The following is a 23,617-nucleotide window of genomic DNA, read 5'->3' on the forward strand; positions in this document are numbered from 1 at the left end:
TTATCTCTTTTTTACAATGTCAGTTCTGTAAATAGAGTGATAGAATTGTACCATTTTCTGATAGCAGCTATTAAATTTGTATAAAATGCTAAGAGACACAACCAAAAAGAGTTTTTTAAAATACGGTGTTAAATTATGCGAGCAGAAATAGAAACATTAGTTGATGAAATCCAGAAAGCAATACAATTGCTAAGGGGGCATCTTTGACTGGGATCAATCACTAAAGCGTCTTGAATATCTTAATCAAAAAGCGGAAGATCCATCATTATGGGATGATGCACAACGAGCACAGGATATGATGCGTGAGCGTCAACGTCTCGATGATTCAATCAATGGTCTTTTATCATTTACAAAAACACTTGAAGAATGCATTGAGCTTATTGCGATGGGCGAAGAAGAAAGTGATATTGAAATTATCGCTGATGCAGAAAGATCAATACGTAATCTTAAAAATGAGATAGATAAAAGGCAAATTGACGTACTTCTTTCAGGAGAGGCAGATCCGAATGATACCTATTTAGAAGTTCATGCTGGAGCAGGGGGAACAGAAAGCCAAGATTGGGCTTCTATGCTCTTACGTATGTATATGCGATGGGCTGAACAGCATGAAATGAAGGTTGAAATTTTAGAAATTCATGATGGAGAAGAAGCAGGAATAAAGTCAGCGACTATTCTTGTAAAAGGGCATAATGCTTATGGAATGTTAAAAACAGAATCAGGCGTTCATCGCTTAGTGCGGATTTCTCCATTTGATTCGAATGCAAAGCGCCATACTTCTTTTGCGAGCATTTGGGTTTATCCAGTTATTGATGACAATATTGAAGTTGATGTTTCAGAGGCAGATGTGCGTATTGATACATATCGTGCATCTGGAGCAGGAGGACAACATGTTAACACGACAGATTCTGCTGTTCGCATCACACATATAAAAACGGGTATTGTTGTTCAATGTCAAACAGAACGTTCTCAACATAAAAATCGCGCTACGGCTTGGTCGATGTTGCGTGCACGGCTTTATGAAGAAGAGCTTAAAAAAAGAGAAGAAGAAACCAATGCTGCTGAATCTTCTAAAACAGAAATCGGATGGGGACATCAAATTAGATCTTATGTTCTTCAACCCTATCAGCTTGTCAAAGATTTGCGTACAGGAATTGAAAATACGGATCCACAATCCGTACTTAATGGTAATTTAGATGCATTTATAGAGGCAGCACTCGCACGGCGCATTTATGGACAAGACAAAAAAATTGAGGATATTCGTTAATTATATATCCTTCCTTCAAGCCATATAGATTTTTTCTTAAGCTGTTCGTTTTATTGATGCTGTGATGTTATATAGCCTTTGATACTTTAAAGGTTTAAAGGAGGATTTTCTTGTTTCTTTCTTCAATTTTTTCTCACACGCTAATTCTGCTTATGATATTGCAAGTGATAGGAAGAAGCTGAAATAAGAAAATTTTGCGATATTCAGGGGACTAATATAAATGTAAAACAATTCATTATCCTTATAAATCAATATATTGTAAAAACTGAATCCATTGAAAAACTAAAATCAATTAGGGGGAATAACTTTTGCTTTTGAAGGTAAATCAAACACTCAATTTACAAGTTACCATTATGATATAAAAGTGTTGCAGTAGCTAAAACATTTTCAGCATGCCCAGATACGCTTACTTTGCGCCATTCTTCTACTATTATTCCATTTACATCAATTAAAAAAGTGCTCCGTTCAACTCCCATATATTTGCGTCCATACATGCTTTTCTCAACCCAAACACCATAAGCTTCGAGGGTCGTTTTTTCTTCATCAGAAACCAAGATGACATCAAGTTCATGTTTTATTTTAAATTTATCATGTTTTTTTACATTATCTGGAGAGATTCCAATAACAGCAACACCGATTTCATCAAATTTCATCTTTAATTTTGTGAAATCAAGTGCTTCACTTGTGCAACCACTGGTGTCATCTTTTGGATAAAAATATAAAACAACAGGCTTTCCTTTAAAGTCAGAAAGACACACTGTCTCTCCTCCATCGCGCAGCAAAGTAAAATCAGGAGCAAGAGCACCTTTCATTGGTCTTGTCATTGTTTTCATCTTTCTTTTTTGTGTAACAGGTATAAGATATCAGAGTACACAGAAGAAAAGAACTATTCAACTCTCTAGAAATATTATTGTTTTGAAGAGACCTTTATTTTCCTAACAAAACTCGCCCTATCACAACGATTGAATTGAAAGAACAAGCTCGACGTGAACAACATAAACAAAACAGCAAAAGATTATACTGGTTTCATCACAACATGTTTTTTCTTACCAAAAGAAAGTTTAATGGTTCCTTCTGCACTGACATCCCCTTCAATAATAAGATGTGTTTCATCCTCAATAATTTGATCATTTACACGGACACCTCCACCTTGAATGTGTCGGCGTGCTTCACTATTAGATCTAGCGAGTCCTGCTTGTACTAAAAGAGTGAGCAATCCAACACCTTTTTTTAATTCTGAGGCATTAATTTCAACAGTTGGAAGATTTTCTCCCAGAGTTTTTTCTTCAAACGTCTTGCGAGCCGTTTCTGCTGCTGCATCAGCAAGAACACGTCCATGCAACATTGCTGTAATTTCTGTTGCAAGAATTTTTTTTGCTTCGTTAATTTCAGTTCCTTGTAATAGAGAAAGTTTAAGAATCTCATCCATCGGTAATGGAGTATAGAGCTTTAGAAATCGTGTTACATCAGCATCTTCTGTATTGCGCCAGTATTGCCAAAATTGATAAGGTGAAAGCTTATCCGCATTCAGCCATACAGCCCCATTCAATGATTTACCCATTTTGGCACCGGAAGAGGTTGTCAGCAATGGTGATGTTAACGCATATAATTGCGGTGTTCCTAAACGATGTCCTAATTCGATTCCGTTAATAATGTTGCCCCACTGATCAGAGCCCCCCATTTGCATACGCACCCCATAACGTTTATAAAGTTCAACAAAGTCATAAGCTTGCAGAATCATATAATTAAACTCTAAGAATGACAAAGAGTGCTCACGCTCAAGTCTGAGTCTGACAGAATCAAATGACAACATACGGTTGACAGAAAAATGCTTTCCTACATCACGCAAAAATTCTAAGTAGTTTAAATTGCATAACCATTCAGCATTATTCACAATACAAGCATCGGTTTCTCGGTCACCGAATGTCAAATAGTTAGCAAATACCTTTTTAATACCATCAATATTTGCAGCAATATCATCTTGTGTCAGAAGGCGTCGCGCTTCGTCTTTGAAGGAAGGATCACCAATCAATCCGGTCCCTCCGCCCATTAAAGCAATGGGGCGATGACCCGTTTTTTGTAACCAATAAAGCATCATAATCTGAAGAAGACTTCCAGCATGTAAACTCGATGCTGTTGGGTCAAATCCAGTATAAGCGCTTACAGTTTCTTTTGAAAAAAGATCATCTAAGCCTTTTTCATCTGAAATTTGGTGGATAAAACCACGTTCGCTCATAATGTGTAAAAAATCAGATTTAAAGGCAAACACAGATTTAATTTCCTAATTATAAGAGTGCATTATTTTATATAATAGGCGATTATATAATGAATTATTAATGCGTTATCTATCATAACTGACACACACCTCACAAGAGAAAGAGACATATTGGTAATATAAAGATAATAATACAGGTATTATTTCCTTTTTACGCTAAAAAGAGACTTTTCAGTGATAGAAAACAGGTATGCTGTTATTCTCATTTCTATCCTGAAATAAAATTTAGAAAAATTTTAAATGCAAACTGAAAAAATTACTTTGTTATGATCAGAAACGGCTTTTGCTAATTTTTTATAAATCTATCGTATTTTCCTAAGTTAGTGAAAGTATTTCAGGAGGAGGAGCGAGAAGTTCATTGGAGATATGGTTATCCAAATAGTGGGCACATCGTTCAATAAGTTTTTCATGACATCCACTGAAAAAGTGATTAGCCTCTTCCAATATTTCTTGTGTAATGATGATACCTTTTTGTGTTTTTAATTTATCGACAAGTATTTGAACATCTTTTGGAGGGGCAACTTTATCGATACCGCCATGAATGATAAGTCCAGAAGAGGGACAAGGTGCAAGAAATGAAAAGTCATAAACATTAGGCTGAGGGGCAACTGAGATAAATCCCTCAATTTCCGGTCGGCGCATTAAAAGCTGCATACCAATCCATGCTCCAAATGAGTATCCTGCTACCCAACAATTTTTAGAGTCTGGATGTTGTGTTTGCACCCAATCGAGAGCAGCAGCAGCATCTGAAAGTTCTCCTATTCCATAATCAAATTCACCCTGACTACGACCAATACCACGAAAGTTAAAACGTAAAGTTGTAAAGCCACGTTGTTGGAACATATAAAAGAGGTCATAGACAATTTTATGATTCATAGTTCCACCAAATTGGGGATGAGGATGCAAAATGATCGCAATGGGTGCATTTTTTTGTTGTGAAGGTTGATAACGCCCTTCGAGCCGACCCGCGGGACCGTTAAAAATAATTTCTGGCATAAAATGCTCCTTAATGCAATAAAAGGCTCTCTTTGACCCTGGTCGACTTTTACCATAGAATCTCTTAAATAATTATTAGATATTCTTTTTTTAGTGCACTTTTCAAGAAAAATGCGCTATTTTTTCAATCAATTCATAAGATTAATGATTGCGATGTAAAATGGTTATAAAACGCCGATATTTTGATCATAACGCAACAACACCGCTCAAAAAAGTGGCACGGATAGCGTTACTGGAATCTTTAGAGATATTTGGTAATCCATCATCGGTTCATAAGGAAGGGCGTGCTGCTAAAACTTTGTTGCAAAAGTCCCGTCGGCAAATCGCTGAAAATCTTAAAACAGATCCAGATCACGTGGTATTTACCTCTGGTGCGAGTGAAGCCGCAATGACTTTGTTAACACCTTTTTACAATATGGGGAAAGCAAAAGTTAAATTTTCTCATCTTTACCTTGGAGCGACTGAACATCCCTCTGTTGCAGAGGGAGGACGTTTTTCTAAAGAATTGATAAGCGTCATTGATGTTGATCAAGATGGGCTCATACAACAAGATAAATTAACATCACTCTTAACGGTTCACGATAAAACAAAAGGTTTACCTCTTGTTGCTATTCAAGCTGCAAATAGTGAAACGGGTGTTATTCAACCGTTAACAGAAATCGCCGCTATTGTTCGGGATTTAGGAGGCACTCTTATAGTTGATTTGACACAATATGTAGATAAAAATTTTGTGGATATTCATCAGTTAGGAGGAGACTTTTTTATACTGTCTGCCCATAAAATTGGCGGTCCTAAAGGAATTGGTGCTTTTGTTTCATGTGGTAATCTTCTCATGCCACACCCTCTTATTATTGGAGGAGGACAAGAAAAAGGTCTCCGTGGAGGAACAGAAGCATTGCCCCTTATTGCTGCTTTTGGGGCAGCAATGGCTGATTGCTTCACACAGGAGGAAATAAAACAGTTAATATATTTACGCAATAAATTAGAAGATGGACTACAAAAAATAAGTAAAAATGTTGAGATTTTTGGCAAAAGAGTTCAACGTTTGCCAAATACAACTTACTTTACCGTGAAAAATCTAAAAGCTGAAACGATGCAAATTGCTTTTGATTTAGAAGGGTTTTCTTTATCATCCGGCTCTGCCTGTTCTTCGGGAAAAGTAAAACAAAGCAAAGTGTTGGAGGCAATGGGGTATCATGTTCCAAATGGTGCCATTCGCATTTCGCTAGGGCGTGGCACAACTTCTGAAGATATTGATGATTTTCTGTCGTTTTTTTCTCAAATTATAAGCAGGAAAAAAGGGGAAGATTTATCATCAGAAAGTTATAAAAATTAGAATTATTTTAAAAATAAAATAAGTTTGATTGAAATTTTTGCACTTTACCTATAGCCTAGGAGATAACTTGCTTACTTTAATCTTGTAAAAAACAAGACTTTAGTTACCGGTTTTTGACGCCAAAAAATGGAGAAAATTTATGCCGGCAGTACAAGAAACGATACGCCAAGTACGTGAAATAGATGTTGACCAATATAAATATGGTTTTGAAACCAATATTGAAACCGATAAAGCTCCAAAAGGCTTAAATGAGGATATTATCAAATTTATTTCCGCTAAAAAAAATGAGCCTGAATGGATGCTAACATGGCGCTTAAAAGCTTACCGCCGTTGGCTGACAATGCAAGAGCCTCATTGGGCGCGTCTTGAATATCCTAAAATTGATTTTCAGGAGCTTTATTATTATGCTGCTCCAAAAAATCATACAGGACCAAAATCTTTGGATGAAGTGGATCCTGAGTTATTAGCAACGTACGAAAAACTTGGCATTCCCCTTAAAGAACAAGAGATTTTGGCAGGAGTAAGAAAACAGTCTGATCCCTCCACTTTTGATGACAGTATGTCTGTATCGGGGCAGGTGGCTGTTGATGCAGTCTTTGATTCTGTTTCTGTTGTAACAACATTCAAAAAAGAGCTGGCACGTGCTGGTGTGATTTTTTGTTCTATTTCAGAGGCGATTATTGAACATTCTGAGCTTATTAAAGAATATTTAGGAACAGTTGTACCTATAAGTGATAATTATTATGCGGCCTTAAATGCAGCTGTCTTTACAGATGGTTCATTTGTTTATATTCCCAAAGGGGTTCGTTGTCCTATGGAGCTTTCAACTTATTTTAGGATTAATGAACGCAACACTGGCCAATTTGAACGAACATTGATTATCGCCGCTGAAGATTCCTATGTTTCTTATCTTGAAGGGTGTACAGCACCCCAACGTGATGAAAACCAACTTCATGCTGCTGTTGTTGAGCTTATTGCCCTTGAAAATGCAGAGATTAAATATTCTACAGTACAAAACTGGTATCCTGGCGATAAAGATGGAAAGGGTGGTATTTATAATTTTGTGACGAAGCGTGGAGATTGTCGAGGTGATAGCTCTAAAATTTCATGGACACAAGTTGAGACTGGTTCTGCGATTACTTGGAAATATCCATCCTGCTTACTCCGTGGTGATAATGCGCGTGGAGAATTTTATTCTATTGCTGTTGCAAACGGTTATCAACAAATTGATTCTGGTACAAAAATGATTCATTTGGGAAAGAATACATCCAGTCGCATTATTTCCAAAGGTATTTCTGCAGGTTTTTCAAATAACACTTATCGGGGACAAGTCACAGCTCATCGAAAAGCACAAAATGCGCGTAACTTTACGCAATGTGATAGTTTGTTAATCGGAAATGATTGTGGTGCGCATACAGTTCCTTATATTGAAGCAAAAAATGCAACAGCTCAGTTTGAACATGAAGCCACAACATCAAAAATTTCTGATGACCAACTTTTTTATGTTATGCAAAGAGGAATTCCCGAAGAAGAAGCTATCGCATTAATTGTAAATGGTTTTGTAAAAGAGGTCATTCAAAAACTTCCCATGGAATTTGCTGTCGAAGCACAAAAGCTTATTAGTATTAGCCTTGAAGGTAGTGTTGGATAATTTTATTTAATTAGATAAATAGAAGACTTTATGTAAAAAGGCTGTAACGGTAGCACATAATGCTAAAAATGACCTCTATGGTAATTACAAAAGTAGATGGATGCTAAGGTAAAATAATACGCATTGATATCTGAAAAACAGCCAAAACAGGATTAAATTATGTTAGAGATCAAAAATTTGCACGCCCGTATTGCTGAAACCGATACAGAAATTATTCGTGGTTTAAACTTGACAGTTCAAGATGGAGAAGTTGCTGCTATCATGGGACAAAATGGAGCCGGAAAATCAACTTTATCTTATTTGCTTGCTGGTCGTGATGATTATGAAATAACAGAAGGAGATATTCTCTATAATGGACAATCACTTTTAGAAATGGATCCAGCAGAACGTGCTGCATATGGTGTTTTTCTTGCATTTCAATACCCAATGGAAATACCAGGGGTAGCAACAATGGAATTTTTAAAAGTTGCGATGAATTCTCAACGCAAAGCGCGAGGTGACGAAGAACTTAAAATTCCTGAATTTATAAAATGTGTTAAAGAAGTTTCAGCCAAACTTGAAATAGATATGGATATGCTAAAGCGTCCATTAAATGTAGGTTTTTCAGGTGGAGAAAAAAAACGCGCTGAAATTTTACAAATGGCACTTCTTGAACCTACACTTTGCATTTTAGATGAAACGGATTCTGGTTTAGATATTGATGCACTAAAAATTGTTGCAGATGGTGTTAATAAGCTTCGGGATTCAAAACGTTCATTTTTGGTGATTACCCATTATCAACGGCTGCTTAATTATATTATTCCTGATACGGTACATGTTCTTTATAAAGGACAAATTATCAAAAGCGGTGATAAATCCTTAGCGCTTTATTTAGAGCAAAATGGGTATGCTGATCTTATTAGAGAAGCGGTTTGAGGTTATTAAATATGAATGCACAGCAAAACTTGTTAACGGTTGAAGAAAATATACTCAGTAATTTTAATCAGTATGTAAACCACTTACCTGGTGATAAAGCTGTACAGGAAATCCGCAAGAAAACTATTGAGCAGTTTCAAACGACACGGCTTCCTTCCCGTAAAATAGAAAGTTGGCATTATACCAATCTGCGTACCTTACTGAAGTCTATTAGCAATTTTTCAAAAGTTCAAGACAATCAATTGGTTGATGCATTGCTTTCAGAAAGTGCTGTTTTCTCCATAAACAATGGAAAAACATCGATAGAGTCAAAGGTAGACAACATTGCAGTAAAACGCCTTTCAGACGCATTAGAAGATAATTCTGTACAGATAAATCAAAACATTTCTGATGAAGATTTTATTGGACAGTTAAATACAGCTTTTGTTACAGATGGTTGGCTTTTTCACATCCCTGAAAATACAAAGTTAAATATCCCCATTGAATTACAAAATATACAAATGGGGGGACAATCTCATATTTTTTCGGATATAAAAGTTGATAAAAATAGTCAAGTTATGTTTATTGAACATCAGGTTGGCAATGATAAAGATACCTTTGTCAGTTCAATATTTTCATTAAATGTTGCTGCTGATAGTGATGTTACGTGGATTCTCATTCGCAATCGTGATTTTAATTCTACACAATTTGGTCGATTTTGTGCTGTTCTTGATCAAAGAGCGAAGTTATCACTTTATGTCATTAATATAGGGAGCCAATTAAATCGCCAAGAAATCAATATTGAATTACAGGGAGAAGAATCTGATTTTCAATTACGCGTCATAAATTTATTATCAGGACAAACACATAGTGATCTTACAATGACTGTTCGTCACGTGGAAGAAAAATCAACATCAACCGAAATTATACGCAATGTGGTTACAGATAAGGCTGTTGGTGTTTTCCAAGGAATAATACGTGTTTCTCAAAAAGCGCAAAAAACAGATGCACGCATGGCTTGTAATAGCCTTATTCTTTCAGATGATGCAGAATTTAATGCAAAGCCTGAACTGGAGATTTTTGCTGATGATGTTGCATGTGGTCATGGTGCAACAGTTGCTAATATTAATCATGATTATCTTTTTTATCTTATGACACGTGGTATCCCTTTTAAAACGGCTCGTGCGCTTTTGATTAAAGGATTTATCTCTGAGCTCATTGATGACATCAAGCAAGATAATATTCAAATCGTTTTAGAGAATATCATTAGTAAATGGCTTGAAAAAAATGTTTAAAGTAGAAAAAATGGAAAATAACGTACAAACATTTACTTATAATGTCGAAGAAATTCGGCGTGATTTTCCTATTTTGCACCATCAAGTTTATGGAAAGCGATTAGCATATCTTGATAGTAGTGCTTCTGCCCAAAAACCAATGTCAGTACTCAATGCAATGAATAATTATTATCACTATAGTTATGCTAATGTGCATAGGGGAATGTATTTTTTAGCCAATATAGCAACACAATCCTATGAAAATTCTCGTGAAACCGTTCGTGTTTTTCTAAATGCTCAAAAAGCTGAAGAAATTGTTTTTACGAAAAATGCAACAGAAGCTATTAATACTGTTGCTTATGGTTGGGCGATGCCAAAACTCAAAGAAGGTGATGAGATTGTTCTAACGATCATGGAACATCATTCAAATATTATTCCTTGGCATTTTCTCCGTGAACAAAAAGGTGTTAAACTTATTTTTGTTCCTGTCGATGAAAATGGTGTTCTGCACATTGAAGATTTCCAAAAGGCTTTAAGCGAAAAAACGCGGCTTGTTGCTATAACGCATATGTCCAATATATTAGGAACTGTGCCTCCTGTTAAAGAGATTATTAAGCTAGCACATCAAAATTCTATTCCTGTTCTTGTTGATGGTTCTCAAGGAGCAGTACATTTAACCGTTGATGTACAAGATCTCGATTGTGATTGGTATGTCTTTACAGGTCATAAGCTTTATGGTCCCACTGGTATTGGTGTTTTGTATGGTAAAGAAGATAGATTAGAAGAAATGCGTCCTTTTCAAGGGGGAGGGGAAATGATCGAGGAGGTAACAACCGATAAGGTTTTTTATAATGCTCCTCCTTACCGTTTTGAAGCAGGCACTCCTCCTATCGTTGAAGCTATTGGATTAACTGCGGCTATTGATTATATACAAGAGAAAGGTCGTAGCACAATTCATGCCCATGAGAGGTCCCTTTTAGCTTATGCACAGGAAAAACTTAAAATGGTTGAGTCATTGCGTATTTATGGTCATTCTCCCAATAAAGGAGCTATTATATCATTTACAATTGAAGGGATTCACGCCCATGATATCGCTATGTTTATTGATAGAAAAGGGGTTGCGATACGTGCGGGAACTCATTGTGCACAGCCTTTATTACAGCGCTTTGGTCTAACATCTATTTGCCGCGCATCGTTAGCCATGTATAACACTCAAGAGGATATAGATCAATTAGTAGAAGCATTGCAAGAAACAAGGACATTTTTTAATGGCTGAATCAATTGAAGAGCGTCATTCTACAGAATCCGTTGAAACTGTAAGCGAAAATAAAAAATCTTACATATCAGCAATTCCAGCAGACGAAATTGATCGTATGACAAATGATATTATTTCTGCTCTCAAAACAGTTTATGACCCAGAGATTCCTGCTGATATTTATGAGCTAGGACTGATTTATCGTATTGATATTGAAGATGATCGTTCAGTAAAAATTGAAATGACTCTTACAGCACCGGGATGTCCTGTTGCGGGTGAAATGCTAGGGTGGGTAGAAAATGCAGTCAGTGCAGTTGAAGGGGTTTCGTATGTTGAAGTCACTATGACTTTTGATCCACCATGGACACCTGATTGTATGTCAGAAGAAGCTCAAATTGCTGTCGGATGGTACTAAAAGTATTGTTAAGAGACTCTAATTTAGCCATTCATGAATAAGCTGTTTACTTTTCACAAGCATTTGAATTTAAGGACGATCGCATGAGTTATAATAAACAAAAACTAGAACTCACTTGGATTGGAAAAGAAAAACGCCCAAAACTAGAACCTCGTATCTTATTAGAAGATCTTGAAAAATCTTATCACGCTCCGCACCAAGTATCTACCCAAGATATTTTTGATAATAAACTCATTTTTGGTGATAATTTACTCGCACTCAAAGCGCTTGAACAAGAATATATGGGGAAGGTAAAATGTATCTATATCGATCCGCCTTATAATACAGGCAATGCCTTTGAACATTATGAAGATGGTTTAGAGCATTCCATATGGCTCAGCCTTATGAGAGACAGGCTAGAATTGTTACATCATTTACTGGCGGATGATGGAAGTATCTGGATATCAATTGATGATGATGAACAAGCCTATCTTAAAGTGATGATGGATGAAATTTTTGGTCGCCAAAATTTCATCAACAATATTATTTGGCAAAAGAAATATGCTCCACAAAATGATACAAAATGGCTTTCTGATAATCATGATTTTATAATGGTTTATGCTAAAGATAAAACGATTTGGCGCCCTCAATTGCTTCCTCGTTCAAGCGATATGGATGCGCGCTATAAAAATCCTGATAATGATCCTCGCGGTCCTTGGAAATCAGATAATCTTTCAGTTAAGACTATGAATTTAAAAGATGTTTATGAAATTATTACGCCTTCTGGGCGCAGTGTGATGCCTCCTGCTGGAACGAGTTGGCGCGTTAGTAAACAAAAATTTGCTAAGCTATTAGAAGATAATCGTGTTTGGTTTGGTCCAACAGGAAGTAATGTTCCTTCTATGAAACGTTTTTTATCAGAGGTAAAAAATGGTATGGTTTCAATGACCATTTGGCCTTATCAGGAAGTTGGCCATAATCAAGATGCAAAAAAAGAAGCCAAAGTCTTCAATTCTGATAGTGTCTTTACAACTCCTAAACCGGAACGTTTAATGGAACGCATTATTCAACTTGCCACTAATCCCGGTGATCTTGTACTGGATTCTTTTGCTGGTTCTGGCACAACCGGTGCTGTTGCCCATAAAATGGGAAGGAAGTGGATTATGATTGAACTTGGTGAGCATTGTCACACCCACATTATCCCTCGTTTAAAACAAGTCATTGATGGAACTGATCAAGGGGGAATTTCCAAAAGTGTCAATTGGCAAGGTGGCGGTGGATTCCGTTATTATCGCCTTGCACCTTCCCTGTTGCAAAAAGATCCATGGGGACAATGGATTATTAGTCGCGAATATAATGCTGCCATGCTATCAGAAGCCATGTGCAAACATATGGGATTTACCTATGCACCGGATGAAAATCATTATTGGATGCAAGGGTATTCAACCGAAACAGATTATATTTATGTCACAACGAGTGCCATGACCCATGAACAACTCTGTATAATGAGTGAAGAGGTAGGCTCTCATCGCACGTTGCTGATTTGTGGTACAGCCTTTGATACAAAATCAGCATCCTTTGAAAATCTGACACTCACTAAAATCCCCCGTGCAATATTAGAAAAATGCGAATGGGGAAGGGACGATTACAGTTTAAATGTAGCCAATCTTGAACCAGTGATTGTGGTAAAAGAAAACAACAAAAATAAAGATATTACGCAAGCAGAATTAGATTTATTTGAATAGTATATAAAAAGCGGAGTTTTTCATGAACACTGTTGAAAAAAGGATTTCTGCTCGCTTATCGTTACGTGATCCTCAACGTGAATCTTTAAATATTTTGGTAAAAATCTTAGAAAATATAGAGCTTTCTAAAAATGCTGATTTGGTTGCAGAGTTAGAAGTGATAAAAAATCTTTATCCTTCTGTACAAGATTTTGAACGAAATTTTCCCTCTTTTTGTTTTGCCTTAGCAACGGGTGTTGGGAAAACGCGACTTATGGGGGCTTTTATCAGCTATCTTTATTTAACAGGTCGTAGTCGCCATTTTTTTGTTTTAGCGCCAAATTTGACTATTTATGAAAAGTTAAAACAGGATTTTAGTCCCCAAAGTCCGAAGTATGTTTTCAGTGGAATGAGTGAATTTATTGCCAATAGACCCGTTATTATTACAGGTGAAGATTATGAAAGTGGTAAAGGTATTCGCGTTGATGAACACCATATTCAAGGACAAAAGCGTTTGTTTGAGAATAGAGATACGGCCTTTATCAATATTTTTAATATTTCTAAAATTAATACAACGGATAATAAAAAAGGCGCACTAAAATCTAGTATTCCGCGAATTAAACGCTTACAAGAAACGATTGGTGAAAGTTATTTTGATTATCTCGCAAATCTTCCTGATTTAGTTTTGTTAATGGATGAAGCACATCGTTATCGAGCTTCTGCTGGTGCGGCAGCAATTAATGAGTTAAAACCTGTTTGAGGAATAGAGCTTACAGCGACACCAAAAACAATAGGTGCAAAACCCGTAGATTTTAAAAATGTTGTCTATAGTTGTTCACTTGCAGAGGCTATGAGAGATGGTTTTGTAAAAGAGCCTGCTATTGCTACACGTAAAGATTTTCAACCTCAAAATTATACATCTGAACAATTAGAACATATCAAATTACAAGATGCAATTCATGCCCATGAAAACGTGAAAGCAGATTTAATTGCCTATGCCAAAGATTATAACAAAAAGTTTGTTAAGCCTTTTATTTTAGTTGTCGCTCAAGATACAAATCATGCACAGAAATTGCGTGATTTATTGGAAACAGATGATTTTTTTACAGGATCTTATAAGGGAAAAGTTATAGAGATTCATACAAAACAGTCGAATATAGAAGAAGATCAAAATATTCAAAAGCTGATTGCAATTGAAGATTCTCATGACCCAACAGAAATTGTTATTCACGTTAATAAATTAAAGGAGGGGTGGGATGTTACGAATCTCTATACTATTGTACCGTTGCGTGCATCGGCTTCAGAAATTTTAACAGAGCAAACAATTGGGCGTGGATTGCGTTTGCCTTATGGGTATAGAACAGGCGTGGAAGCTATTGATCGTTTAACAATTATTGCGCATGATCGTTTTCAAGATATTATTGATCGTGCAAACGATCCAAACTCAATTATAAAAAAGCATATTGAGATTGGAACAGGAGGGAATATCCCCTTTGAAAAGACCGATATAGTGACAGTTCCAAGTCAAGTAGAAGCTTTATTGATGCAAACGATGGTAATACGTAATTCCGATATAAATGGAGCATCTTCTGATTTACAAGGTATCATATTACGTCATACAGATTCCCCTACATTAACGCCTGAAGAGCAAGATATTGCAGCGATCGCGTGGGATCTTATCAAAGAGAATGATAAATTGCCAAGTTCTCAAATGCTTTGTTCTGCACAGATACAAGAAAAAATTGCTAATAAAGTTATGAATATTAAGCCTTCATCACAAAAGTCTCTTGTATCAAAAGTGGTGACAATTCTGACAAAACAATTAATAGAACTAATAATAGATATTCCAAATATTATACTCATTCCTTCGCGTGATGTTACTTATGGTTTTTATGATTTTGATTTGGAAAATTTAGAAAACTTAAATTTTCAACCTGTTAGTAAAGAACTTTTAATTCGAGAATTGCGTACCCATAAAAGCATTTTTCTCACATCTAAGAATGAATATGTCAAAGAGCCTTATCTTGAAAACTACATCATTCGTGGTTTGATTGATAATGACTTTGTCGATTATGATAACCATACGCTCTTATTACGAAAATTAGCTAGTCAGATAGTAGAACATTTCCGATCTTATTTACCCAATGATACAGCTGTTGAGAACGTATTAATTCACTATCAGCACAAGCTTACTAGTTTTATTGTTGCGCAATTAAGAGAACATCAATGGGAAACGCAAAAAGATTATGCGGTTAAAGTTACACGAGGTTTTACAATTTTACAACCTATCCATTATGTGTTGCCGCAAGGGACGTCTCCTCTTGATTTTCGTAATATTCCTGCCATTAAAAGCGATATTAAAAAACTTGTATTCAGCGGCTTTAGAAAATGCTGTTATCCTTTACAAAAGTTTGATTCAGTAGAAGGGGAATTACGATTTGCTCAAATATTAGAGGATGATGCACAAGTCTTGAAATGGATGAAACCCGCTCGAGGTTTTTTCAGAATAGAATATGATAAAAGATCAATCTATGAACCAGACTTTGTTGTAGAAACGAAGGATGCCAAATATCTTTGTGAGCCTAAAAAAGCCTCTGAAATGCAAAATCCTATTGTTTTAAAAAAGAGAGAAGCTGCAGTTCAATGGTGTTGTCATGCAACGCGCTATGCGGCGACTTATGGCGATAAAAAATGGTATTATGTTCTTATTCCCCATGATGCTATTAAAGCAAATAGTAGTTTTGAAGGTTTGTGTGCAGAGTTTACCATTTCAGAATCTATACTTGAGAGCTCTTAACTTTTTTCTAACGACGTTAAAATAAAAAGAAAAATGTATAGAAAAGTTATACAAGATTATGCTTTTGTATGGGGATTTGTAGCACATTTACACTTTTTTATAAAAGTACAATCTTATTTTCATTATGTAAAAAAATCTTTGAGTTTATAGTCATAAATTAAAAAAAATATTTTAATTTTATTGAGTAATTTGATAAATGTTCTTTTTTTAAAAAACTTAAACAGTTTATTGTTCTTTCATTTAAAACGCCTGAATATAATGAAATACCCAGAGGATAAAAGGGGGAGTTTTTCATATGACTTTAAATTTAACAAACACTGTTTTTAATTTTTTAAAGAAAAACCCGACAAAAAAGTTTACAGCTCGAGAAATTGCTCAATGGATATTTGAAAATTACCCAGAAAAATGCCGTCAAAAACAAAAGAATTCAACGGCAATAATCACTCCCCTTAATAGTGATGCGGCTCTTATTCAGCAAATTGTTGCTGAAATAGGGGCAAAACGCCCTCAGTTACAAAAGCGTTATTCAGAATTAAAACCACTGAAGGACGACCGAGACAATATTATTTTACTGAACAAACAGATAGTGCTGAAATTGATGCAATAGAGGACAATGCAAAGAGTAGAACAGAAGATGGCTCTGTTAAAGAGCATGATCTTTATCCATTATTATCTAAATTTTTATGGTCAGAGCTTGCAGTTTATAGGCAAGCGCATTAATGAGAAATGTTCTCGTAATAAACATGGTGCAGGCGGAAATAAATGGCTTTATCCAGATCTCGTAGGGATGCAAGATTTAAGCAAGGAATGGAATCGTGAAATCAAAGCCTGTATTTTGCAATATTTTGATAAAAAGACAAAGCTTTGGTCTTTTGAAGTAAAAATTCTCATCAATCGTTCAAATTTACGAAAAGCATTTTTTCAAACAGTTAGTAATTCTTCATGGGCTAATTTGAGTTATTTAGTTGCTAGTGAAATTGAAGGAGTTGATACATTAAAAGAGCTTCGGATGCTTTCAAGTTTGCATGGAATTGGATTTATAAGACTTAATAAGGAAAACTCTTCCGAGAGTGAGATCTTAATTCCTGCCAAAGAACGTAGTGATATTGATTGGGATACTGCTAATAGATTAGTGGAGGAAAACGAAGATTTTCTTGATTATATTAAGCTCATTCGTCAATTTTATCAAACTGGTGAGATGCGTCCTCTAGATTGGGATCATATGTATCTATGAGGGGTATTTTTAAAAAGACTCTATTGTTTAAAAGCCTTTTTTCAGAGTGATGAAAAATTACTCTAACTATTTTGTTTGACTTATTATATTGATATTGTATCAATTAAAATTTTTCTCACGTACCTCATGAGTAGGGTTGAGTAGGGGAAGAGTAAAAATTCTGTTTTAGTCCTGTTCTATTTTGTGCATTGAGCGTGATTCCATTAGATACTAGACTTAATGATTATAATTTATTATAAATTTGCTATTATAGAGGGTGAAATTCGACTTTTTTGCTTTGTTTACATCAAGCATGGAAAATATTACTTCCTCATATTGAAGTCTTCTTACGGAGAATTTACACTACTATTTCTTTAATTTCCATTGCTGTTCGTTTTGATGATTACTAAGCTTTTTGTTATCCGAAGTAAACATTCAAAAAAACATTAATTTTATAAAATATTCACACAGTTTACTCAATTTCTTGAAATAGATTTAAAAAATAAATTTCTCTCACACCTTATGGTAAAGGGAGTGTGTACTGTCGCAGTCTGCCACAATACACTCTTTATTTTTCAATAATACCGCACGCTAAACGTGCACCACCTCCGCCAAGCGGTAATGGTTTATCTGATTGATTATCAGCCCCTAAATGAATGACTAAAGAGCGCCCTTTAATTTCAGAGATTTTTTTTAATCGTGGAGCAAGAACGCTCATTATGGCATATCCCTGCTTATCAACATAAAGTGCTGGTAAATCACCAAGATGACCATTGACATTATAAGGTCCTAAATGTTTTCCGGTATGTTCCGGATCATAATGTCCACCTGCGCTTCCACCAATTATGCCATCTTTTGTATCACATGAAGGATTTACATGTACATGAAAACCATGCATTCCTTCTGATAAAGTAGATAAATTAGGGATGAAAATCAAACCGTATGTGGTTTCTTCAATTTTAATGCTACCAATAGCCTTTTTGGAATTGTTATATTCTAATTTATAAATATTTACTTGTTTTGATAGTGCTAATGCAGAATTTTTATGAATTAAAAATGCCATAAAAAACAATAATGATAATAATATTTTTTTCATGAAGTACCTTTATACTTATCTTTAAATAGATTATTATCTATAAATAATAATCTATACTAATTATATGTTATATAAGTGTCTTAAATTGAACTTTAAGAAAAATAATTTACATAGAAATATTAGTTTTTATAAAGAGCAAATAAATTAAAGTGTGTTTATATATATTTCTGAACATAACTTTTATTTTTTGATCTATAAAAAATACAGCTTTTATGGATGGATAATTATATCTCACTTACATTTCTTCAAGAGATGCTTTTAAAAAATCTACTTTTTGAGGTATAATAAGAAATTAAATAAGGAATTTTAGTAAGTTAGCTATTATTTCATTTACAATATGATGATCGTTTCATCAAAAAAAGAACATATAATTTGTTGATGATTTAATTGTTTTTCATAGAAAAAATGACGAGAAATTTCTATTCATTATGAAATTTATAAGAGAAAAAATTATTATGATTCATATAAATTTCCCAATAAAATACAGCATATACCGACACTCCCTCCCATTCCTGATCCTATCAGTGCTCCTATTATTATTCCGGAAGAAAGTGCTACTCCTATACCCATTGCGATAACTGGACCAAATCCTGGAAGAGCAATATAACCATAAGCTGCAAGAGTTGCCGCGATAGCTCCTGATATGCTACCATTTAAACCGCCAATGAAAGAAAATTCTTTAATAGAATGGCAGTACTTTTTTAATTTTTTTTTCTTACAGCTGTGAAAAGAAACGTTGCTGTAAGTTTTTAAATCAATCATATTCTTTTCTTTCATTTTGAATGCTAACTGTTCCTGAATAGTCAACGGATACGAAAAAATGGGACTTTTTAAATTTTACTAAAGCACGCCAGATACCATTGTCATCTAAGCGCAATCGTTTAATATTCTCAAAACCATTTTGCATAAGACAATTTTTAACTTGTGAAGCAGTAAATGAGTTCTGACCTATTTTAGTGACCTTTTGAGTAGAGCTATAGGTAAAGGTTTGACAATAAGGAAGGTGAAAAACTTCACTTATTGAAGTCGTGACTATCAACGAGACACATGCAATCATTATAAAAAAAGTACTTAATTTCAAAAAATTATTTAGTGTCATCTTGTTACCATTTGTTGAAACAACACTTCATTAACCTCTGTGTTACTAACAGGTTCCAAAGATGATTTTATTTTTAATATTATACTTAACAATAAAAATTTTTGAAAATATATTGATTAAATAAAACCGTTTTTTTTATTTATTTTCTTATTAAAATTAATTTTATAAAATAACTTTTTCAAAACGGTATTATTTTTCATTTTCTTTATAGTGCTAAATTTAACAGCTATGATTTAGCAAGATATCTTTATAATTTAATTTGTAGTCTATAATTCAGTTTTCTCTTATTTCATATCAACATACTAAATAATATAATAATTTTTAATAAAAAATAATTTACAGTTATATTAATTAAATACGTTATTATTATAAATAAATCAATAAATATAATTAATTATTTTAATATAATTTGTTACTTCTTAGAAAGAACAAAAATATTTTTTTACATCAGTAATAGATATGATTCAAAATACAATTTATTATTTTTTATCTTACGTTATTATTCATTATTGCTTAGTAGAGCTGTTTTGATGATTTTGTTGGAAATATTTGCATAATTTCCTTGAATCCATAACCGGGATACATTCCTTCGCGCATAAATAAATTACGTAATGGTGGGAAACTATGCAACAAACCAAGCCCAATGCTTCGTATGATATGAACAGGCAACATATGAGAAAGTAGAGCAGAGTTCAGTGTATGAACAGCTCCACTTCGGATTAATATATCTGGTTTGCGGCATTTGTTATAATGTGCAACAATCATTTCAGAGTTAGAATTGGATATTTTATTGGGTAAAATATCAATTAAAGTTTGGACATCACGGAATCCTAAATTCAATCCCTGTGCCCCAATAGGGGGAAAAACATGAGCGGCTTCACCCACTAAAATTGTTCGATTAGCAGCAAAATGATGAGAAAGAAGTCCGAAAAGCGGCCATGCTTGAATTGATGTTTCTAAGCTTAGCTTTCCAAGCATTGATTGCATTTGGTTTTCGATCATTTTTGCAATTGTTTTTGGTTCTATATTTAATAATTCCTCAGCGCGGGAAGGATGAACAACCCATACAAGACTAGATCTTCGTCCTGGTAGTGGAACCTGTGTAAATGGACCGTGTTCTGTATGAAATTCAGTTGATGTATTTTGATGAGAAAACTCATGAGAAAAGTTGAGAACAAGTGCTTTTTGTGGATAATTCCACTGTTTGACACTTATCCCTGCTGCGGCACGTGTAAGAGAGTGACGTCCATCAGCTGCAACAACAAGTGGTGCTTGAATAATTCCATGATCAGCAAGAGTAATGCATACATGTTTTTTTGTGTGATGAACAGATTTGGCTGCAGAAACAAATCTTGTAATATTGGGCGTATGTGTTACAGCGTCGACTAAAGCACTGTTCAATTTTACATTAGGTATATTATAGCCAAAAGCTTTTTCGCCAATTTCAGTAGAAGAAAAATGCACCGTAGGAGCATGCACAATTCTAGAAGTTATATCTATAATTCTCATGGACGATAAAGCAGCTGCATGTTTTTGAAGATTATCCCAAATATTGAGTTTTTGAAGCATGCGTATTGCAGGCATCATAAGAGCCGTTGTCCGTAACTCATCTGTATGAGCAGGGGGCCCAACAAGAAAAACAGAAAGCCCCTTCTGTGCAAGACTCAGCGCGGCTAACATTCCGACAGGACCTGCACCAATAACAGCAATATCTTTATGCTCTTCCTTTTCAAATATCACAACGATTTGAACCTTTATTCATTGAGAAAATATTTTAACATTTCCAAATGATCTCTCTCTTTTTATTATATGAAGCTCTTCTATTATTATAGTATGTAATAAATAATGCGATATAAAAAAGTAACCTTTTTATGATTTTTTTAAATGCTGAGTTATATCATCGTTAAAAAATGGCGTATTGATAGATGGTTGAAGACTTTAAAAACGAGGATAAGAAAACCTTGAAACGTAAATTAACAAAGAAAATCAAAACAAATGCTAAATTATTACGCCATAAAAAAGTAACAATGCCACAAGCAAAGGCCTTTTCCGTTCATTTACTAACAGCTTCGGGATCATTTTTAGCGTTTCTTTCTCTTATATCAGCCTCTCAAAAAGAATGGACAGCTATGTTCTGTTGGCTTGGGCTTGCTCTTCTCGTTGATGGTATAGATGGACCAATTGCACGCAAACTTGATGTTAAATACGTTCTTCCAACATGGTCTGGAGAGCTGTTAGATAATATTATTGATTACGTGACTTATGTCCTAATTCCTGCCTTTGCACTCTATCAAAGTGGTTTCATGGGGGTAGGGTTATCATTTTCATTGAGTGCAATTATTGTTATTTCATCTGCTATTTATTATGCAGATACTAGTATGAAAACCAAAGAAAACTTTTTTAAAGGATTTCCTGTTGTTTGGAATATGATGATTTTTACGCTTTTTGTCGTCAGACCAGGAGAGTGGATTACTTTTATCATTATTGTTTTATCGGCGATTATATCTTTTTTGCCAATTTATTTTATTCATCCAGTAAGAGTCCTTCGTTTACGTAGAATTAATTTTCCCATTTTTCTCTTATGGTGTTTTTTTGGTGTTTCTGCCTTCTTTTATCAACTAGAGGCTCCCTATTGGGTTAAAATAGGAATTTCGGTAACAGGAATTTATATATATTGTATTGGCGCAATCATGCAAACATTTCCTAAACTTGGGGAAAAAAGTATAAAAAAAACAATGAAATAATTGTTTTAAGAAGGGTGTGAGATGCAAATTAATTTTGGAGCAGATGATGATATTTCTTTTACGAAAGAAGGGCGTGCTGGTATTATAAAGCTCACACGTCCTTCAGCATTAAACGCTCTTAATCAACGAATGATTTCAGCTTTAAAAAAAGCTCTCAGAACATGGGAAATAGATGATAATGTTTTTTGTGTCTTAATTGAAGGGGAGGGGCGTGCTTTTTGTGCTGGTGGAGATGTTGTAGAAATCTATCATATGGGGAAAAGTACTGCTTCTTGTCAATACTTTAGGAATGAATATAGTTTAAATGCTTATATCAAACATTTTTCAAAGCCCTACATTTCTTTCTTAAACGGTATTTGGATGGGAGGTGGGGTAGGTATTTCTCTCTATGGCTCGCATCGAATTGTTACAGAAAATACAGTTTTTGCTATGCCAGAAGGTGCGATTGGATTTTTTCCAGATGTAGGTGCAAGTTTTTTCTTACCATCTCTTCCCAATCATTTTGGTATCTATCTTGCATTAACGGGCGCATGTATAAAGTGGGGAGATTGCTTAAATTTAGGATTAGCAACACACGCCGTTGCTGAAACTGAATTCGATATGATTAGAAAAGCTGTTATTGAGCAAGGAGATCCTACTTTAGCTTTAAACGAGCGAGCAATTACAAAAGACTATGAAACAAGTCATGAAATACGTTGTATTATTAACACTTGTTTTAGTGCCCATACCTTAGAAGAATGTCTTGAGTTGCTACATAAAAAAAGCAATGAAGATGTTTTATTTGCTAAAGAATGTTATGATATTTTGCAGTCACGTTCTCCGACAAGTTTAAAAGTTATCTGGAAACAAATGAAACAAAATTCATCTCAAACGTTGGAAGATTGTATGAAAATTGAAAACCGCATAGCGTATCATATGCTTCATTCACATGATTTTTATGAAGGTATACGTGCTATGTTAATCGATAAGGATAAAAGACCTCAATGGCAACCAGATAAACTTTCAAATGTGACAGATGAAATGGTAGATTCTTACTTCCAACCTGTTGAACAAGAGTTATTATTGTGAAAAATAATTCTCACAAACAGATTTCAAAAATCAATTTAATCTATAACTGTTACTTACGGTTTTTGGCACTTATTTGCTTAGTTCTAGGTATTTGTTATTGGATACGCCTTGTTGGTGTTTTTCCAGGTATTCTATGGCGTTTTGATCTTATGCCTTGGCAGTGGCAATTTACATCAGCTATATTGGCTATTCTCTATCCTATTGCCTTAGTTGGACTTTGGATGTATTCACTATGGGGTATCATTGTGTGGTGTATTGCAGCGTTGATTGAAGCAATAACAATATATTATTCCGATTTTATTTATCAGCCATTTGTACCATTATTTCATGGAATATTGTTTTTAGCTTTTATAGTACTACAAATTGTGATTATTTTTTTTAAAAGAGTAAAAAATAAAAAAACATTGTGATTAAAATTTTCGAGCCAGAATAACAGGCTCGATTTTCGATCTTAGTTAACTTAAGTAGCTCATTTTAAAGCTTCGTTCCTCAAAACGCTGATACTAGCTATACTTCCCCATAAAGTTCCATAATATA

General features: G+C 34.6%; 20 protein-coding genes and 1 pseudogene. 14 read left to right on the forward strand and 7 right to left on the reverse strand.

The window, feature by feature from the left end; genetic code table 11:
• Positions 1-135 precede the first annotated feature (135 nt).
• A protein-coding gene (gene prfB, locus ACFIJW_RS08745; RefSeq protein ID WP_375634070.1) for a peptide chain release factor 2 occupies positions 136-1,264 on the forward strand; the annotation gives its coding sequence in 2 pieces (ribosomal slippage) (positions 136-204 and positions 206-1,264; 1,128 coding nt in all).
• 338 nt (positions 1,265-1,602) lie between these two features.
• Here the strand turns inward: prfB and ACFIJW_RS08750 are convergent.
• The 3 genes from ACFIJW_RS08750 to ACFIJW_RS08760 form a co-directional block, all read right to left on the reverse strand.
• Positions 1,603-2,088, reverse strand: a complete 486-nt coding sequence (locus tag ACFIJW_RS08750) for a peroxiredoxin (protein WP_375634072.1) — start codon at positions 2,086-2,088, stop codon at positions 1,603-1,605.
• 191 nt (positions 2,089-2,279) lie between these two features.
• A complete protein-coding gene (gene tyrS / locus ACFIJW_RS08755) occupies positions 2,280-3,533 on the reverse strand; it encodes a tyrosine--tRNA ligase (protein WP_375634074.1) in 1,254 nt (417 codons plus the stop codon).
• Positions 3,534-3,854: 321 nt separating this feature from the next.
• Entirely contained in the window at positions 3,855-4,535 is a 681-nt protein-coding gene (locus ACFIJW_RS08760; RefSeq protein WP_375613441.1) for an alpha/beta hydrolase, read from the reverse strand.
• Between the two features lie 160 nt (positions 4,536-4,695).
• On the opposite strand from ACFIJW_RS08760, the gene ACFIJW_RS08765 reads away from it, so the two are divergent.
• The 10 genes and pseudogenes from ACFIJW_RS08765 (at position 4,696) to ACFIJW_RS08810 (ending at position 17,094) form a co-directional block, all read left to right on the forward strand.
• Positions 4,696-5,871: a cysteine desulfurase family protein gene (locus ACFIJW_RS08765; protein WP_375634076.1), complete on the forward strand. Its 1,176-nt coding sequence runs from the start codon at positions 4,696-4,698 to the stop codon at positions 5,869-5,871.
• Positions 5,872-6,010: 139 nt separating this feature from the next.
• Complete coding sequence (sufB, locus tag ACFIJW_RS08770) at positions 6,011-7,522, forward strand: Fe-S cluster assembly protein SufB (protein WP_375634078.1); 1,512 nt, start codon at positions 6,011-6,013, stop codon at positions 7,520-7,522.
• Between the two features lie 159 nt (positions 7,523-7,681).
• Entirely contained in the window at positions 7,682-8,437 is a 756-nt protein-coding gene (gene sufC, locus ACFIJW_RS08775) for a Fe-S cluster assembly ATPase SufC (RefSeq protein ID WP_375618156.1), read from the forward strand.
• Positions 8,438-8,448: 11 nt separating this feature from the next.
• Complete coding sequence (sufD, locus tag ACFIJW_RS08780; RefSeq protein ID WP_375634079.1) at positions 8,449-9,711, forward strand: Fe-S cluster assembly protein SufD; 1,263 nt, start codon at positions 8,449-8,451, stop codon at positions 9,709-9,711.
• Between the two features lie 10 nt (positions 9,712-9,721).
• Positions 9,722-10,966, forward strand: a complete 1,245-nt coding sequence (locus tag ACFIJW_RS08785; RefSeq protein ID WP_375618154.1) for a cysteine desulfurase — start codon at positions 9,722-9,724, stop codon at positions 10,964-10,966.
• Positions 10,959-11,360: an SUF system Fe-S cluster assembly protein gene (locus ACFIJW_RS08790; protein WP_375634081.1), complete on the forward strand. Its 402-nt coding sequence runs from the start codon at positions 10,959-10,961 to the stop codon at positions 11,358-11,360. The genes ACFIJW_RS08785 and ACFIJW_RS08790 overlap by 8 nt, the downstream gene beginning before the upstream one ends.
• An 83-nt stretch (positions 11,361-11,443) precedes the next feature.
• Positions 11,444-13,084 carry a site-specific DNA-methyltransferase gene (locus ACFIJW_RS08795; RefSeq protein WP_375634082.1) on the forward strand — a complete coding sequence of 547 codons (1,641 nt, stop codon included), beginning with the start codon at positions 11,444-11,446 and terminating at the stop codon, positions 13,082-13,084.
• A gap of 22 nt (positions 13,085-13,106) precedes the next feature.
• Positions 13,107-15,860: pseudogene (locus ACFIJW_RS08800) on the forward strand (DEAD/DEAH box helicase).
• A gap of 295 nt (positions 15,861-16,155) precedes the next feature.
• The gene (locus ACFIJW_RS08805; RefSeq protein ID WP_375634084.1) at positions 16,156-16,467 is read left to right on the forward strand and encodes a hypothetical protein; all 312 of its coding nucleotides are present in this window, start codon (positions 16,156-16,158) and stop codon (positions 16,465-16,467) included.
• A gap of 6 nt (positions 16,468-16,473) precedes the next feature.
• Positions 16,474-17,094, forward strand: a complete 621-nt coding sequence (locus ACFIJW_RS08810) for a hypothetical protein (RefSeq protein ID WP_375634085.1) — start codon at positions 16,474-16,476, stop codon at positions 17,092-17,094.
• 547 nt (positions 17,095-17,641) lie between these two features.
• Here the strand turns inward: ACFIJW_RS08810 and sodC are convergent.
• The 4 genes from sodC to ACFIJW_RS08830 form a co-directional block, all read right to left on the reverse strand.
• Positions 17,642-18,169 carry a superoxide dismutase [Cu-Zn] SodC gene (gene sodC / locus ACFIJW_RS08815; protein WP_375632234.1) on the reverse strand — a complete coding sequence of 176 codons (528 nt, stop codon included), beginning with the start codon at positions 18,167-18,169 and terminating at the stop codon, positions 17,642-17,644.
• A 453-nt stretch (positions 18,170-18,622) separates the two neighbouring features.
• Positions 18,623-18,946 carry a hypothetical protein gene (locus tag ACFIJW_RS08820; RefSeq protein ID WP_375628109.1) on the reverse strand — a complete coding sequence of 108 codons (324 nt, stop codon included), beginning with the start codon at positions 18,944-18,946 and terminating at the stop codon, positions 18,623-18,625.
• Complete coding sequence (locus ACFIJW_RS08825; RefSeq protein ID WP_375611907.1) at positions 18,924-19,268, reverse strand: hypothetical protein; 345 nt, start codon at positions 19,266-19,268, stop codon at positions 18,924-18,926. The genes ACFIJW_RS08820 and ACFIJW_RS08825 overlap by 23 nt, the downstream gene beginning before the upstream one ends.
• A gap of 513 nt (positions 19,269-19,781) precedes the next feature.
• Complete coding sequence (locus tag ACFIJW_RS08830; protein ID WP_375634086.1) at positions 19,782-21,008, reverse strand: UbiH/UbiF family hydroxylase; 1,227 nt, start codon at positions 21,006-21,008, stop codon at positions 19,782-19,784.
• Between the two features lie 185 nt (positions 21,009-21,193).
• Here ACFIJW_RS08830 and pcsA point away from each other — a divergent pair, with 185 nt between their 5' ends.
• Genes pcsA through ACFIJW_RS08845 form a run of 3 tightly spaced genes read left to right on the forward strand, consistent with a single transcriptional unit; the run spans position 21,194 to position 23,490 of the window.
• Positions 21,194-22,012, forward strand: coding sequence for a phosphatidylcholine synthase (pcsA, locus tag ACFIJW_RS08835; RefSeq protein WP_375634087.1), 819 nt, complete (start codon positions 21,194-21,196; stop codon positions 22,010-22,012).
• Positions 22,013-22,033: 21 nt separating this feature from the next.
• On the forward strand, positions 22,034-23,080 hold the full coding sequence (locus tag ACFIJW_RS08840) for an enoyl-CoA hydratase/isomerase family protein (RefSeq protein WP_375634089.1): 1,047 nt from the start codon (positions 22,034-22,036) through the stop codon (positions 23,078-23,080).
• The gene (locus ACFIJW_RS08845) at positions 23,077-23,490 is read left to right on the forward strand and encodes a DUF6163 family protein (RefSeq protein ID WP_375634091.1); all 414 of its coding nucleotides are present in this window, start codon (positions 23,077-23,079) and stop codon (positions 23,488-23,490) included. Before ACFIJW_RS08840 ends, ACFIJW_RS08845 begins: the two co-directional genes overlap by 4 nt.
• The last annotated feature ends 127 nt before the right edge of the window (positions 23,491-23,617 follow it).

It is taken from the genome of Bartonella sp. MM97QHHN, from assembly GCF_042194285.1.
Lineage (GTDB): Bacteria > Pseudomonadota > Alphaproteobacteria > Rhizobiales > Rhizobiaceae > Bartonella.

Coding starts and splice junctions, on each gene's coding strand:
- ACFIJW_RS08750 (WP_375634072.1), bottom strand. CDS start 2,088: ATGACAAGACCAATGAAAGGTGCTCTTGCTCCTGATTTTACTTTGCTG.
- ACFIJW_RS08760 (WP_375613441.1), bottom strand. CDS start 4,535: ATGCCAGAAATTATTTTTAACGGTCCCGCGGGTCGGCTCGAAGGGCGT.
- ACFIJW_RS08765 (WP_375634076.1), top strand. CDS start 4,696: ATGGTTATAAAACGCCGATATTTTGATCATAACGCAACAACACCGCTC.
- sufB (WP_375634078.1), top strand. CDS start 6,011: ATGCCGGCAGTACAAGAAACGATACGCCAAGTACGTGAAATAGATGTT.
- sufC (WP_375618156.1), top strand. CDS start 7,682: ATGTTAGAGATCAAAAATTTGCACGCCCGTATTGCTGAAACCGATACA.
- sufD (WP_375634079.1), top strand. CDS start 8,449: ATGAATGCACAGCAAAACTTGTTAACGGTTGAAGAAAATATACTCAGT.
- ACFIJW_RS08785 (WP_375618154.1), top strand. CDS start 9,722: ATGGAAAATAACGTACAAACATTTACTTATAATGTCGAAGAAATTCGG.
- ACFIJW_RS08790 (WP_375634081.1), top strand. CDS start 10,959: ATGGCTGAATCAATTGAAGAGCGTCATTCTACAGAATCCGTTGAAACT.
- ACFIJW_RS08795 (WP_375634082.1), top strand. CDS start 11,444: ATGAGTTATAATAAACAAAAACTAGAACTCACTTGGATTGGAAAAGAA.
- ACFIJW_RS08805 (WP_375634084.1), top strand. CDS start 16,156: ATGACTTTAAATTTAACAAACACTGTTTTTAATTTTTTAAAGAAAAAC.
- ACFIJW_RS08810 (WP_375634085.1), top strand. CDS start 16,474: ATGCAAAGAGTAGAACAGAAGATGGCTCTGTTAAAGAGCATGATCTTT.
- sodC (WP_375632234.1), bottom strand. CDS start 18,169: ATGAAAAAAATATTATTATCATTATTGTTTTTTATGGCATTTTTAATT.
- ACFIJW_RS08820 (WP_375628109.1), bottom strand. CDS start 18,946: ATGAAAGAAAAGAATATGATTGATTTAAAAACTTACAGCAACGTTTCT.
- ACFIJW_RS08825 (WP_375611907.1), bottom strand. CDS start 19,268: ATGACACTAAATAATTTTTTGAAATTAAGTACTTTTTTTATAATGATT.
- pcsA (WP_375634087.1), top strand. CDS start 21,194: ATGGTTGAAGACTTTAAAAACGAGGATAAGAAAACCTTGAAACGTAAA.
- ACFIJW_RS08840 (WP_375634089.1), top strand. CDS start 22,034: ATGCAAATTAATTTTGGAGCAGATGATGATATTTCTTTTACGAAAGAA.